The sequence below is a fragment of the Saccharopolyspora sp. NPDC002376 genome (assembly GCF_053593195.1).
On record NZ_JBSFBZ010000005.1, the window covers coordinates 141504 to 154283 of the forward strand.

Sequence of the window (12780 nt, forward strand, 5' to 3'; positions counted from 1 at the left end):
TGGGCGACACCCGAGGCGTTGAACGGGACGTGCTGACGGGTGCTTCGGGTTCTCGCTGCCGGGCCACGGCGTTAAAGCTGAGGTGTCGTGCCTGACCAGGAGGTTCGCCGTGTTCTTCGTGCCCCGTTCACTGCTGCTCATCGGTGCCGGTGCGATCGGCGCGCTCTACTTGACGAGCACCCACGAGGTCGGCAGTGCTCCCGATCCGTCCCAGCACTGCTCGTTCCACGTCGCCGCCGACGTGCTCAACGTCCGCTCCGGACCCGGCCCGGCGGAGCGCAAGGTCGACGCCCTCCGGCAGGGCGATCAGGTGAACGCGCTGCCGAACGTCGTGGACGGCTTCCGCGACCTCGGCGGCGGGCGGTGGGCCGCCCAGCAGTTCCTGCTGCCCGCGCCGGGGAGTGCCTGCGCACCCTGACAATCCCCGGGGTGGTGTGAAGCCGCGATCAGGCCTCCGCTAAGCTTTGAAGGCACGCGGACGAACACCGCTCCGCGCGATTAGCTCAGTGGGAGAGCGCTACCTTGACACGGTAGAGGTCACTGGTTCAATCCCAGTATCGCGCACCAGATGAGAGCCCCGGCTGATACCAGCCGGGGCTTCTGTCTTCCCGGGCCGCGCCCCGCGGTGTCCCTTGTGGACCATCTGCCATCGACGCTTCCGGGCAACCTGCAGGGGCCGCTGACCGAGCTGCCGCCGGCGGCCACGCCCGCCGAGGCCCAGACAGCGCTCGAACCGTCGCGCCGCCGGGGCCACGTGGTGCTCACCCCGGCTCCGACCCCGGTGCCGCAGACCTACGAGTTCGGCTTCGCCGCTTCCACCGGCCTGTTCACCGACGTCCACCTCATCCGCAACGTGGTCATCGACAGCGAGCAGCCGCGCCCCCGAAGCCGCCGCACTGCAACGACCACCAATGCTCCAAGCCTCCGCAGCACCGCCCGGAGAAGCCGCAGGAAGGAATCGGTGGCTAGGGCGGGCTGATGTGATCTCCTGGAATAGGAGAGTGAAGAGAGCGGCGAGGCATTCACGTTTCTCGTGAATGCCTGGCCACTTCTTGTGCCTGTGTAGTCCAAAAAGGATGATCATTCGAGGAGGGACATTTTCTCAACAGTTGGTTAGGTTTTCGGCCAAGTGCAAGGTTTTCCGAACGAGTGTCATATTCGTCTCGTGGCCGTCCAGATCGGAATGATCCAACGGGCCACGAGAAAATCGATCATTGACCGGGTTTCGCTGCCACACGTTGTAGTGACACGATGCGAGATTTCCCGTCAGCACTGGTAGAGATCTATTTGGGCGACCGAAAAGGCCGTCCAAATCTGAAATTTCCTTGCATGGAGGAGTAGTTATGATGCGCGCTCGCTGGACGCTGGGTGCTCTTGGTGCCATGGCTACGCTCGCGATGGCACCCGCTCTGCCCGCCTCGGCGCAAGCCGGTTGGGGAAACTCCACGGAAATCACCAACGTCGCCGACGGGACGCACTGGGTTTCCCCGGGCGCGGGCCGAAACGTCGAGAGCACCACCCAGACGACCGGGCCGTGGGGCGCGTGGACGCTCGAACGGCAGCAGAATGGCTCGACCGTCTTCCGCAACCGGGCGACGAACGAGTGTGCTGAGTCCACCATGCAGGCCAACGGGCCGGTCTTCACCGCACCGTGCGCGGCATGGAAGCAAGGCCAGCAGTGGGATCTGATCAACAGCCCGTACGGTGGCTTCGTCATCACGCCGAAGAGCCAGTCGGGCCTGGCGGTCGTCGCCAGCCAGTACAACCGCGGTACCGAGCTGATGCTCGGTGAGCGGCCGCTGGACACGGGCGGCAACTCCGACACGCCCAACGCGGTGTTCCGCTTCAACTTCTGAATTTCCCGGGGCGCTCCCGATATTCGCCCCTGATCGGCTCTGAAGCCCGTTGGTCCGACGCGGTCGTGCCGGACCAACGGGCTTCGCCATGTCCGCAATCACCGGTTGGAATGATCGCTGGTGTCGTTGCACGGGCGGGCACGGTGCTTCCCGGTAGGTTCCGGCTGCCCGTTTTAGCTAGCTGGGCAGCCCGGATTTCGAGTTGTGCATTCTCGCCGGATCCGCTCCGGAAACTCGGAAGTGCAAGGAAGGGAAGCATTTGATGCTTACTGCTAAGCGCACGCTCGCCGTGGCGGCTCTGGGCCTGCCACTGCTGCTGGGGTCGTGAGCCCGGCGCTGGCGGCCAATGGCAAGGGCCCGTCGCGGCCGCCGAAGGCATCGGAAATCGTGAAGCAGCTCCAGTCGCAGGACGCGCAGAACCACACGGTCCAGAACAACATCAACATCTCGCCGGTCACCCAGGTCAACAACGGCAAGGGCGAGCAGAACGCCATGACCTGGACCCAGCAGGGCAACGACAACGACACGGAGCAGGATGAGGGAGCGTTCCAGGACGAAGACTGAAAGTCCTGTCTGGCGCACTCGTTTTGCTTGTCGGTGCAAGTGGCGGAACCTCGGCGCCGACGACAGGAGCTCCAAAAGAACTGCTCGGCCCGGCGATCGTGTCGCCGGGCCGAGCAGTTTTACCACTGGGTTTGCTCAGTGGTGGTTGGTGCGACTTCAGTCCTCGTCGCTCTGGAACGCGCCTGCGTTCTCCTCGGTGGAGGCGTTGTTGTCCTGGTCGACCGCGTTCACGGCGTTCTGCTCACCCTTGCTGCCCACGTGGAACTGCTAGATCGGCGAGACGTTGGTGTTCGCCTGGTCGGTGGTGGCGTCCTGGTCTTGGGCCTGGCTCTGGTCGTCGCCGTTCTCGTGACCACCGGCGAACGCCATTGTCGGGGCGCCGAACATGATCGGCAGGCCGAGGGCGGTAGCGGCAATGACGCGCTTGGCAGAACGAATCTCAGAAATACCTTTCCTGCAAATGGTGAGTAGTGCCGGATGAAATCCGCACGTCAAGGCCATGGGCATGTAACGCGCGAGTCCTGGTAGGGATTTCTGGGGAACCCCGCGGTCGGCAGGATCACTCGAAACGTTAGCGCCCCGAGAGCGGCGTGCAACCCGGAACTATTTCCTCTCACCTCATGTGGTGATCGAGAACTCGACTTTCCCGAGCGCTGTTTCTCGGTGATTACCGTCAACCGGGGCGCGGCGCTTCCGGTCCGCTGTTGATTCCCGGCAGTGCCGGGGTGCGCTAGTCAGACGATTGGCGTTCGATCACCGTGCTGGTGGGCTGCGAGATCACCGTGGGTTAGCCGAGGCCGCGCGGATTCGGATTTGCGCTCCCGCGCGTCTGTCGAGCCAGATTCGGGTAATCCTGCTGGATTCCTGTGGGCATGCCGCCATTGGGTTACTCATGATCACTGGCCGTTGCGCTGGATGTCGATGTTGCGGCCGGACGTGGAGATCGAGGTTCTGCGGGATTACGCGCGAGTGCGCAGATCAGCTTCGTGCTCAGCGGTGCGTTGCGATTACCTCTTCGGGTCCGCCCAATCAGTGATCATCTCTTGCTCGCCAGGAGAGATCGTCTGCGGTGCGGTAGAGAAGACACGGGTTTGTTTTTCCGCTCGGACGGAGGATGACGCAAAATGTCCGATATTCGGTTGCTCGGCCGGGCCGCGGCGGGTGTTGCGTGCGCGATGGCAGTGCTGGTCCCCGGAGCCGCTGCGGCAGCAACGGACAACAGCGCGGAGCAGAGCGCCTTCACGTTGTCGGTCACCGAATCCAACCAGCAGACCAGGACGGTGACTCTGAACTGCGATCCGATCGGCGGGGACCACCCGCAGGCGGCCGCGGCGTGCAACCAGCTCCAGCTGGTCAACGGCAACCTCCAGCGCCTGGACGCCCGGGCCGGCAACAACTGCACCAAGGACCGCCGGGTCGTCAACGCCGAGGCGAAGGGGAACTGGCGCGGCAAGCCGGTGGAGCTCAAGCTCTCGGCGCCCAACCCCTGCGAGCTCAAAGCCCGCACCGGAGCGCTCTTCGACTTCTGATCCAGCTGTCGGGGCGGATTTAAGACTTGCCGCTTTTGGCAAGGAACGAGGCGTGAAAGCCGCCGAACTCGTGGCCCCCCTCTCGCACTCCACGGGTTCGGGGCCAAGGTGGGTTTGGGTGCCGGGCGTGACTCGGCCCGGTGAGCTGCCTGCGTCGCGTTCTCGGTGGCTTCACCGACTTCGGTTCGGTGAAGCCACCACCTCCAGTCCGGGTTGGCGTCAGCTCGGAGGAAAAACAGGAATTGCTCGGTCACAACGAGAATCGGGGAGCAGGCCGGTGGTCTGCTCCCCGATTCTCGTTTGCCATCAGGCCGATCAGCAGCGGCCGGTCACCATCCGGTCGACGACGATGGACTTCCCGCTGGTGACGAGGAGCCGGGAGGCTTTGCCGTTGTCCACGCTGATGCCGTTGACGGCCGTCCCGCCGCCGCTAAGGGTGCCGGCTGCGCGCTCGGTGCCGTTCACGGTGACCGAGTAGTCGGTCCGCTCGTTCTCCTTGGCCGTGCTGCGCATCGTCAGCGTGACCATCGGATAGGTCCCCTTCACTGGGGCAGGAATGAGAGGCACGTCGGCGTGCAGGCACTGGGCCTCGTTCACCTCCACGTTCAGCGGTGGTGCGGCCCAGGCCGTCGCGGCGACGACCGAGCTGCCAGCGGCCAGCGTTCCCAGCGCGGCCAGCAAAACTGCTGCCTCGCGGCGAATTCCCATGATCTTCCTCCTGTAGGACATCGGTACGGGATCGCTGATGAACGCTAGAGCTCAACCGCGCGTTGTGCACGGCGAACATCGTTGACCTCGGGGTCAGCCGATCAGTGCGAAAGTCCCCGGCTGGTACGAGATTTGCTCGTGTCTTGTTGTTGATCATCCTGTGATCGGATGCGGATCCTACTTCTTGCTCCTTATTGCGGCAGGCCGCTTTCATCATCTGATCAGTCAAACCGCGCTCTTGGGAATCGGTGGTTTGAACGACACAGGGTGATCGCAGGGCCGCATGGGTGGACGGGGTTCCCCTTTGGTGTGGCTGGAAATGCGAAGCTCGTCGAATCGGTGGCAATGTATGTCTTGCAGGTCGGCGCACCCCCCCAAATTCCGGAAACTTCCGGGAAATACTGCCGACCTGGTGGTGATCCAATCATGGATGGGAGTCAAAGGATGCGTACTTCGCTTCGTCTTATCGGTGTCACTGCTGCTTGCGCCGCTGCGCTGGCCATCGGCTCGCCCGCGTTCGCCAGTGGCGGTCACGGAAAGGACTACGGCGACAACGCGATGTCCGAAGCGACCGGTGGTAACGGCGCCGGCGGGAACGGTGGTCTGGGCGTGAACCTGCTCAGCGGCCTGAGCGTCCTGTCGAGCGGTAACGGCGGGAACGCTTCGGCCGGTGACGGTGGTGCTGGTCTCGGTGGTGACGCTTCCTCCGTCGCGGGCAACGACTGACGCGACCTTGAGGCGAACATCGCCGTGATGTGCAGTTGACGAATTGTGCCGATCCGCTCCGCGGGTCGGCACAATTCGTTTTTCCTGAAGTTCTGCGGGTTTTCATTGCGATGACAACGAGGAGTCTTCGCACCACCGGGTGATCATGGGAGCGACCGGCATGTCGTTGAGGTAGCGCGGGAGGTTCTGGTGGGAGGGTCCACCCGTCGATCACGGCGTCTTCCGCGGGTTTCGGTGCGGGGCGCCGGACGGCAGTGGTTCCCGATCTGATTGGAGTCTAGAGTGCGCAGTACTGTGCGTGTCCTGTTTGCCGGTCTCTCCGCGGCCGGCGTGCTCGCCATGGGGGCGTCCCCGGCGTTCGCCGCGAAGGGCAAGGAGTCGTCCGACGACGACTCCACGGTCACCGCAGCTTCCGAGGGCGGCGCCGGTGGGATCGGCGGCAACGGTGGTTTCGGCATCAACATCTGCCCGGCGATCGGTGTGCTGTCTCCGGCTTCGGCGGAGTGCGGCTCGGGCAATGGTGGCAGCGCGAACGGTGGAGACGCGGATTCGTACGCCGAGGACGACAGTCACGACAAGGTGTACAAGCGCCACAAGTGAGCGCTGCGCTAGGAGATGCTCCCTCCTGGCTGCCGTAACGAAATGGGTCGGCTCCCGCTGGGGAAGCCGACCCATTTTCGTGCTGGGTGCTGAGGATTCAGCCCTCGTCGTCGCCGTCCGCGACGGTGACGGATTCGGAACCGTCCGCGCTCTCACCGCTCGGCCCGGCCGAGCACAGTGCGACCAGCGAGCCGCCGGTGAGTGAGATCGGCCGGCAGAGGCTGGTCCCGCCGCCTTCCTCGCCCGACTCGCCCGCGGTGCCGCGCGTGGCATCGGCGGACGGACCGGCGACTGCGGCGGGGATGGCGAGAACGCTCGGAGCAAGCACGCCGAGACCGAGCACGGCGGCGCTGCTGAGCAGACGGAAAGAAGTAGTCACTCTTGCTCCGTTCCTGAACCTCGTGCGGGATTCACCCGCGCCCGAGGGGATTCCTCACTCTTCTTCGGTGTCCTGGCTGTCGTCTTCGGCGTAGGCGTCGGCATCGCCGCCGTTGGCTCCGCCGCCGTTGCCTGCTCCGCACTTGGCCTGGGCCTTGGCCAGCAGGCCGATCGCCGGGCAGATGTTGATGCCGAAACCGCCCTTGCCCCCGTAGCCGCCGTCGCCGCCCTGGGACGCGGCGGTGACGAATGAGTCGTCGTCGGACTCCTTGTCCTTCGCGGCGAGCGCCGGGCTGGCGCCCATCGCGAGCACCCCGGTCGCGGCCGCTCCGGCCAGGAGGAAACGAATCGTGTTGCGCACTTCGGAAACTCCGATCTGATTGCCTGCCATTCGCTCTCAAACCGGCTACGGGCCCGAACTTTCGGAGCCCGGCCGGTGAGACGCGGCAAACCTTCCACCGGGGCCATCGCGCGCACGGCCAACACGCCGCAGCGTGTTGGCCGACCACACTTTCGGTTAACTGGGCGCGCTATGCGTAGCTGTGTCAGCCCCCGGCCATCGCTCCGATGATCAAGTAGGGCTCCGATCCGGCGGTGACTTCTGGTGGGAGCGGGGCGTCCGGTGATTCGTGCGAGAGGTCCTGTTCGCAGGCGAAGAACCGGATGAACGCGCGGCGCTGCTTGGTTTCGTGGTCGCGGACGGTACCGCGCAGCACCGGGAACCGCGCTTCCAGCGCGTCGAGCACCGTGCGCTGCGTCGGCTGACCGGCGACCTCCAGGGCGACCTCGCGGTCCTCGATCCTGGCCAGTGTTCGCAGGTGGTTGGGCAATCGGACGCGGATCATGGCAACGTCTGCACTTCCACCGAGAGCACCGCGGGCAGGTCGCGGACGATCGGCTGCCAGCTGTCCCCGGCGTCGGCCGACGCGTAGACCTGGCCGCCGGTGGTGCCGAAGTAGACGCCGCACTCGTCGAGCGTGTCGACCGCCATCGCATCGCGCAGAACGTTGACGTAGCAATGGCTTTGGGGAAGTCCGTTGGTCAGCGGCTCCCACTCGCCGCCGCCGGTCCGGCTGCGGTACACGCGCAGCTTGCCCTCCGGCGGGTAGTGCTGCTCGTCGCTCTTGATCGGCACCACGTAGACGGTGTCCGGTTCGTGCGCGTGCACGTCGATCGGGAAGCCGAAGTCGGTGGGCAGATCGCCGCTGATCTCGTACCAGGACTCGCCCGCGTCGTCGCTGCGCATCACGTCCCAGTGCTTCTGCATGAACAGCACGTTCGGCCTGTTGCGGTGCAGGGCCAGGCGGTGCACGCAATGGCCGACCTCGGCCTCCGGGGCGGGGATGCCCTGCGAGCGCAGGCCGCGGTTGATCGGTTTCCAGGTCTGGCCGCCGTCGTCGGTGCGGAAGGCGCCGGCCGCGGAGATGGCGGTGTAGAAGCGGTTCTCGTCGTCCGGGGCCTGGATGATCGTGTGCAGGCACATGCCACCGGCGCCGGGCTGCCAGCCGGAAGCCGATCCGTGCTGGCGCAGGCCGGGCAGTTCGTGCCAGCTCTGCCCGCCGTCGGTGGTGCGGAACAGGGCGGCGTCCTCGGCCCCGGCGTACGCCGTGTCCGGATCGGTGGGCGACGGTTCGAGGTGCCAGATGCGGGTGAACTTCCACGGCTGCTGGCTGCCGTCGTACCACTGGTGGGTGCCGGGCGTGCCTTCGTAGGAGAAGTGGTTGTCGACCGGCTGCCAGGTCCGGCCGCCGTCGTCGGAGCGCTGGAGCTGCTGACCGAACCAGCCCAGTGACGGCGCGGCGTAGATCCGGTCGGGGTCGGTGGGGGAGCCCTTGAGGTGGTAGGTCTCCCAGCCCCCGAAGTGCGGCCCGCTGATGTCCCACTCCTGCCGCTTGCCGTCCGCGGTCAGGATGAACGCACCCTTGCGGGTGCCGACGAGTATTCGGACGCGGCTCATCGCTAGCTCCTGTTCTCATCGGCCGAACTCGTCGGCCTGCGGTTTTGGGCTTGGGGCGACCGCTCGGGGGTACTGTTTACTCCGTTCGCACGCACCTCGCGAGGCCAGTCTGTCCAGTTGGACCAGTGCCGGACCGGAATCTCATCGGTCGAGGGCGAGGATTCGACCGGTTGCGCACGCCTTGTCTGACAAGCTGTCGGTCCTCGTGGTGATTTGGCACATAGAGGGTTTGACGGGTGGCTTCGGGCTCTCCTAGCTTGTCTGACAACAGCGAGGGAGTTCGGCATGGTGGCCAGGCGCCCACAGCGACGACCGGTCGTGGACCTCTACGAGCGGATCGTCGAGGCGATCCGGCGGGGTACCTACCCGCCGGGCTCGACGCTGCCCTCCGAACCCGAGCTAGCCACCGACCTCGGGGTGAGCCGACCGGCGCTGCGCGAAGCGCTGATCCTGCTGCAGGAGGACGGTGTGATCACCGTCCGGCGCGGCGTGGGGCGGACCGTCAACGACCGCCCGGCTCGGCGCGGGTTCGAACGGCTGCAGCCGATCGAGCAGCTGCTCGGCGCGGACGGTGTCGAGGTCCGGCCGCTGGTCAGGGCGGTGGAGGAGCCGACCGATCTGGTCATGCAGCACCTGCCGGTCCCGGCGCGCTGCGACATCCGCTTCTGGGAGAGCCTCGTCGTCGTCGACGGTGTGCCGAGCTGCCTGGTGGAGGAGTGGTGCGTGCCCGACGAGGCGCTGGCCGCCGTCGACCAGGCACTTCCCGAGGTGCTGGCGGCCGGCGGAGCTCGCACGATGCTGCACGCGGTGTCCGTTCTCGATCTGGGCCTTCCGCTCAGCGGGGCCAGCTCGGTGGCCGCAACTGTGCTCGGTCGACGCCGGGGCGAGGTCCTCGGGCGGTCACCGGACACCCCGGTCGTGCTGATCACCCAGGTCGTGTCGGTCGAGCGAACTCCGCTGATCGCGGCGAAGTACGCGCTGCCCAGCGGCGCACCCGGCATCCCGGTGCGCCAATCCCGATGAGTACTGCAATCCGAGAGCAGAAAGGCACGCAACCGATGGCGTCCGAGGAAACCCTGATCGTCGACTGCGACACCGGCATCGACGACGCGCTGGCGCTGCTGTACCTGCTCGCCGACCCGAGCGTGCGGATCGGTGCGGTGACAACGGTGTTCGGCAACACCGATCCGGAAACGGCGGCGCTGAACACGCTGCGGGTGCTGGATCTGGCCGGTCGCACGGACATCCCCGTGGCCATCGGAGCGCCCCACAACCTGCGCGGTAGCAGGCACCTCGCCCCGGACGTGCACGGCGAGGACGGCTTGGGCAACACGAACCTGCCGGTCCCGGCGGTCGCGCCGATCAGCGAACCGGCGGCTGAGCTGATCGTGCGCATGGCGCGGGAGAACCCCGGCACCGTGCACCTGCTCGCGGTCGGTCCGCTGACGAACCTGGCCGCCGCGCTGGAGCTGGATCCGGAACTGCCCCGCCTGGTCAAGCACGTCACGATCATGGGCGGTGCGATGATGCACCCGGGCAACGTCACACCGGCCGCCGAGGCGAACATCAGCAACGACCCCGAAGCCGCGCGGATCGTGCTGCGGGCCGGCTGGCCGGTGACCCTGGTCCCGCTCGACTCCACCATGACCGAGGCGATCACCGAGGAGCAGCGGCAGCGGCTGGCCGACTTCGGCTCCCCGGTCACGACCTTCACCGCCGCGATCCTGGACCTGTACCTGGACTTCTACGCGCGCAACGCCTTCGGCGAGCGCAAGGCCGCCTGCCACGACCCGCTGGCCGCGGCGATCGCGGTGGGCGACGTCGAGCCGCTGCTGGCCCCGGTCGTCCCGGTCGACGTCGAAACCGGCGACGGACCGGCCCGTGGCATGACAGTCGCGGACCTCCGCGGCCAGTACCGCGGGTTCCCGGCGGACGACAGCGCGACCGTGCGCGTGGTCCTGGAAACCGACCGCACCTTCGGCGAGCGCCTGGTCAACCGCTTCTGCGGCGCGGAGGAGACCCGTGGCGCTGCGTAGTCGGGTATCAGGTTTGCCTAAAACTGTCCGGGCACGCAGTTTTAGGCAAAACTGACCACGGGCGCGGTGCGAAATCGCCCATTTCGGCGAGGTTTGGGCACGGGCGTGCCAAGCGTGCGAAACTCCGGCGCAGCGAGTTCTTCGAGGCTGCTGACGTGGTTTCTCACCAGGAGGTTCCGCACGTGCGCATCAGATCGTTCGCCGCAATAGCCCTGCTGGGCGCGCTCGTCTCCGGCTGCGCCACGGCGCAGGGCGCCGGACCGGCCGACCGGCTCCCGAACCTGTCCGAGCTCAAGAGGTCCATTGTGGACTACCACGAGTCCGGTCGCTGGGACGCCGACATCGCCCGCGAGGACGAGCGCGGCCAGCACTACCTGGCCCAGCGACTGAAGCAGGGCGTGGAAAAACCCGCGATCGTGCTCGACATCGACGAGACCAGCCTGTCCACCTACGGCTACGAGGCCGACCACGACTTCGGCTACTACAAGGCGGCGTTCGACGAGTACGTGCTGTCCCGCCAGCCCACCGCGATCGCCGCGACCCGCGACCTGGTGCAGTTCGCGAACTCGAACGGTGTCGCGGTTTTCTTCGTCACCGGCCGCCGAGAAGCCCCGGAGATGCGCACGGCCACCGAGCAGGACCTCCGCGAGGAGGGCTACTCGGAGTTCAGCGCCCTCTACCTGCGGCCGACCGACGACCACGACCCGTCGGTGGTGCAGTACAAGAGCGGAGCGCGAGCCGACATCGAGAGCCAGGGCTACCGGATCGTCCTGAACATCGGCGACCAGAACTCAGACCTCGACGGAGGCCACGCCGAACGAGGCGTGAAGCTCCCCAACCCGATGTACAAAGTGGACTGAGCTCCCTGTCGTTCGCGCCAACGGGCATCCCGCCATTTGGGTGGGTTTGGCGGAACCGGACTTTTCATCGCAGTACTTCCGGAACACGGGCTCGATCCGGAAGTCGGATGGGAACAGCTCGGTTCGCGCGTGGTAAGGACGCCATGCGCAGGGGAGGAGCGGCGGGCGATCCCGCCATCGCCGGGCGTCCACCCGGTGGCGGTGCTGGCGGAGGCGCTGGCCGCTCGCCACCACCGGGTGATCCGGGATTCGATGGTGTTGACCCTTTTCCTGGCGCTGGCGGCGACCAGCTTCGTGTCTGTGCTCGCGTGGGTGGGTGGGTGCGGTCGGTGCCGGTTGGCTAGTGCACTCCGGGCTGCGGGGTTGGGCTCGACGCCGTGGACGTGAGCGCTTGCCCGCCGGAGGTTGGATCGTCGTTCTGCTCACCGGCGCGGTCGGCTACGTAATGGTCGGCTTCATCGGTTACGCCGTGTTCATGGCGTACTTCTGCCCAGCGCTGGAAAGAGCTCACCGCTCGCGACATCGCGGCGCTCGAAGCCGCCAGTCAGCTGCACGCCTGCACGGTGGGAACGCTGGGCCAGCGCGCCTGACGTTGGCCGGTGGGGTTTCCAAATTTCCCTAAAATTGGGAACTTCCGCCCCGATCGAGTTCCCGCGCCATGTCGGGGTGGCGCGGGAACTCGATCTCTTCGGGGTTCCCGGTGCGTTGAGTCCGCAGAGGACATCGGCGCCGGGGTCGGGGCGGGGATCTGGGGTGCGGGGCTCAGGCGGAGGCGGCCAGCCAGGCCGAACGGCCGGCGTTGGTCGGCATCCAGAAGCCCGTGGCAGGTGATCCCATGTCCGGGGCGGGGTCGCTGAGCGTCAGCAGCTCGTTGATCACGTCGCGCGCCGGGCCGGTGGTGCGCCACAGAACCTTGTTCGGGAACAGCACGTCTGACTCGTCGCCGGGGACTCGGGCCGCGTCGGCGTCGGTCTCGCCGAACAGCTGCAGGATGTCGAAGACGCCGCGGTGCACCCGGATGCCGACCACGGCGACTAGCCCACCGTCGGCATCACGTGGGTGCGCGAACTGGAAGTCGCGCGCGACCAGTGCTTGCAGGCCGTTCGTAATGTCGTACATGGCGCCACCGATATCCGTCGTGAGGGTTGCGACCCCGCTCGGCGCGAGGTCTCCGCCGCTCAGGCGATCAGGTCGTCGAACTCGCCGTCCTTGGCTCCGTGCAGGAAGGCGGCGAGCTCGTCCCGGCTGTAGACCAGGGCCGGCCCCTCGGGGAAGCGGGAGTTCCGGACCGCCACTCCGCCATCGACCGGTGTCAGCTCCACGCAGTTGCCCACCGCGCCGCTGTGGCGGCTCTTGCGCCACAGCGCGTTGGGAACCTGCTTGGCTGACATGCCGTTCTGGATGTTCGGCATCCGAACCCCACTTCCCGCGAACTAACGCTGCACGACCATCTGCACGTGCAGTTGATCGTGCATTCAAGTTAGCAGGTGCAGATGCACGATTGAATGCACGTGCACGCGGGTGTGATGTTGATCATGGTCGGCATCGAGGGCGTAACCGGGCGAA

The 12780-nt window shown here is 66.5% G+C and carries 18 protein-coding genes and 1 tRNA gene; 11 read left to right on the forward strand and 8 right to left on the reverse strand.

The window, feature by feature from the left end:
- Window positions 1-109: 109 nt before the first annotated feature.
- The 5 genes from ACWCO2_RS05965 (at window position 110) to ACWCO2_RS05985 (ending at window position 2420) form a co-directional block, all read left to right on the forward strand.
- Entirely contained in the window at window positions 110-418 is a 309-nt protein-coding gene (locus ACWCO2_RS05965; protein WP_450126581.1) for an SH3 domain-containing protein, read from the forward strand.
- 74 nt (window positions 419-492) lie between these two features.
- A tRNA-Val gene (locus tag ACWCO2_RS05970) sits at window positions 493-567 on the forward strand.
- A 67-nt stretch (window positions 568-634) separates the two neighbouring features.
- The gene (locus ACWCO2_RS05975; protein WP_450126582.1) at window positions 635-979 is read left to right on the forward strand and encodes a hypothetical protein; all 345 of its coding nucleotides are present in this window, start codon (window positions 635-637) and stop codon (window positions 977-979) included.
- Between the two features lie 403 nt (window positions 980-1382).
- On the forward strand, window positions 1383-1856 hold the full coding sequence (locus ACWCO2_RS05980) for an RICIN domain-containing protein (RefSeq protein WP_450126583.1): 474 nt from the start codon (window positions 1383-1385) through the stop codon (window positions 1854-1856).
- A gap of 324 nt (window positions 1857-2180) precedes the next feature.
- A complete protein-coding gene (locus ACWCO2_RS05985) occupies window positions 2181-2420 on the forward strand; it encodes a hypothetical protein (RefSeq protein ID WP_450126584.1) in 240 nt (79 codons plus the stop codon).
- A gap of 267 nt (window positions 2421-2687) precedes the next feature.
- On the opposite strand, the gene ACWCO2_RS05990 is transcribed toward ACWCO2_RS05985, so the two are convergent.
- Entirely contained in the window at window positions 2688-2927 is a 240-nt protein-coding gene (locus ACWCO2_RS05990) for a hypothetical protein (RefSeq protein ID WP_450126585.1), read from the reverse strand.
- 617 nt (window positions 2928-3544) lie between these two features.
- Here ACWCO2_RS05990 and ACWCO2_RS05995 point away from each other — a divergent pair.
- On the forward strand, window positions 3545-3949 hold the full coding sequence (locus tag ACWCO2_RS05995; RefSeq protein ID WP_450126586.1) for an SSI family serine proteinase inhibitor: 405 nt from the start codon (window positions 3545-3547) through the stop codon (window positions 3947-3949).
- 315 nt (window positions 3950-4264) lie between these two features.
- Here the strand turns inward: ACWCO2_RS05995 and ACWCO2_RS06000 are convergent, their stop codons facing one another.
- Window positions 4265-4657 (reverse strand): hypothetical protein, encoded by a 393-nt coding sequence (locus ACWCO2_RS06000; protein ID WP_450126587.1) that lies wholly within the window; start codon window positions 4655-4657, stop codon window positions 4265-4267.
- A 444-nt stretch (window positions 4658-5101) separates the two neighbouring features.
- On the opposite strand from ACWCO2_RS06000, the gene ACWCO2_RS06005 reads away from it, so the two are divergent.
- Window positions 5102-5383, forward strand: a complete 282-nt coding sequence (locus ACWCO2_RS06005) for a hypothetical protein (protein WP_450126588.1) — start codon at window positions 5102-5104, stop codon at window positions 5381-5383.
- A 282-nt stretch (window positions 5384-5665) separates the two neighbouring features.
- The gene (locus tag ACWCO2_RS06010; protein WP_450126589.1) at window positions 5666-5983 is read left to right on the forward strand and encodes a hypothetical protein; all 318 of its coding nucleotides are present in this window, start codon (window positions 5666-5668) and stop codon (window positions 5981-5983) included.
- Window positions 5984-6080: 97 nt separating this feature from the next.
- Here ACWCO2_RS06010 and ACWCO2_RS06015 read toward each other — a convergent pair whose 3' ends face one another.
- The 4 genes from ACWCO2_RS06015 to ACWCO2_RS06030 all read right to left on the reverse strand — a co-directional run bounded on the left by ACWCO2_RS06015 (window position 6081) and on the right by ACWCO2_RS06030 (window position 8318).
- Window positions 6081-6362 carry a hypothetical protein gene (locus tag ACWCO2_RS06015; RefSeq protein WP_450126590.1) on the reverse strand — a complete coding sequence of 94 codons (282 nt, stop codon included), beginning with the start codon at window positions 6360-6362 and terminating at the stop codon, window positions 6081-6083.
- A gap of 54 nt (window positions 6363-6416) precedes the next feature.
- Window positions 6417-6722, reverse strand: a complete 306-nt coding sequence (locus ACWCO2_RS06020; protein ID WP_450126591.1) for a hypothetical protein — start codon at window positions 6720-6722, stop codon at window positions 6417-6419.
- A gap of 184 nt (window positions 6723-6906) precedes the next feature.
- Window positions 6907-7206, reverse strand: coding sequence for a MoaD/ThiS family protein (locus ACWCO2_RS06025; RefSeq protein ID WP_450126592.1), 300 nt, complete (start codon window positions 7204-7206; stop codon window positions 6907-6909).
- Window positions 7203-8318 (reverse strand): WD40/YVTN/BNR-like repeat-containing protein, encoded by a 1116-nt coding sequence (locus tag ACWCO2_RS06030; protein ID WP_450126593.1) that lies wholly within the window; start codon window positions 8316-8318, stop codon window positions 7203-7205. The genes ACWCO2_RS06025 and ACWCO2_RS06030 overlap by 4 nt, the downstream gene beginning before the upstream one ends.
- 285 nt (window positions 8319-8603) lie before the next feature.
- Here ACWCO2_RS06030 and ACWCO2_RS06035 point away from each other — a divergent pair, with 285 nt between their 5' ends.
- The 3 genes from ACWCO2_RS06035 (at window position 8604) to ACWCO2_RS06045 (ending at window position 11214) form a co-directional block, all read left to right on the forward strand.
- A complete protein-coding gene (locus tag ACWCO2_RS06035; RefSeq protein ID WP_450126594.1) occupies window positions 8604-9341 on the forward strand; it encodes a GntR family transcriptional regulator in 738 nt (245 codons plus the stop codon).
- Window positions 9338-10354: a nucleoside hydrolase gene (locus tag ACWCO2_RS06040; protein ID WP_450126595.1), complete on the forward strand. Its 1017-nt coding sequence runs from the start codon at window positions 9338-9340 to the stop codon at window positions 10352-10354. Before ACWCO2_RS06035 ends, ACWCO2_RS06040 begins: the two co-directional genes overlap by 4 nt.
- 182 nt (window positions 10355-10536) lie before the next feature.
- Window positions 10537-11214 (forward strand): HAD family acid phosphatase, encoded by a 678-nt coding sequence (locus ACWCO2_RS06045; RefSeq protein ID WP_450126596.1) that lies wholly within the window; start codon window positions 10537-10539, stop codon window positions 11212-11214.
- A gap of 762 nt (window positions 11215-11976) precedes the next feature.
- Here ACWCO2_RS06045 and ACWCO2_RS06050 read toward each other — a convergent pair.
- Complete coding sequence (locus ACWCO2_RS06050; RefSeq protein WP_450126597.1) at window positions 11977-12333, reverse strand: hypothetical protein; 357 nt, start codon at window positions 12331-12333, stop codon at window positions 11977-11979.
- A 59-nt stretch (window positions 12334-12392) separates the two neighbouring features.
- Window positions 12393-12626 (reverse strand): DUF397 domain-containing protein, encoded by a 234-nt coding sequence (locus ACWCO2_RS06055; RefSeq protein WP_450126598.1) that lies wholly within the window; start codon window positions 12624-12626, stop codon window positions 12393-12395.
- Window positions 12627-12780 lie beyond the last annotated feature (154 nt).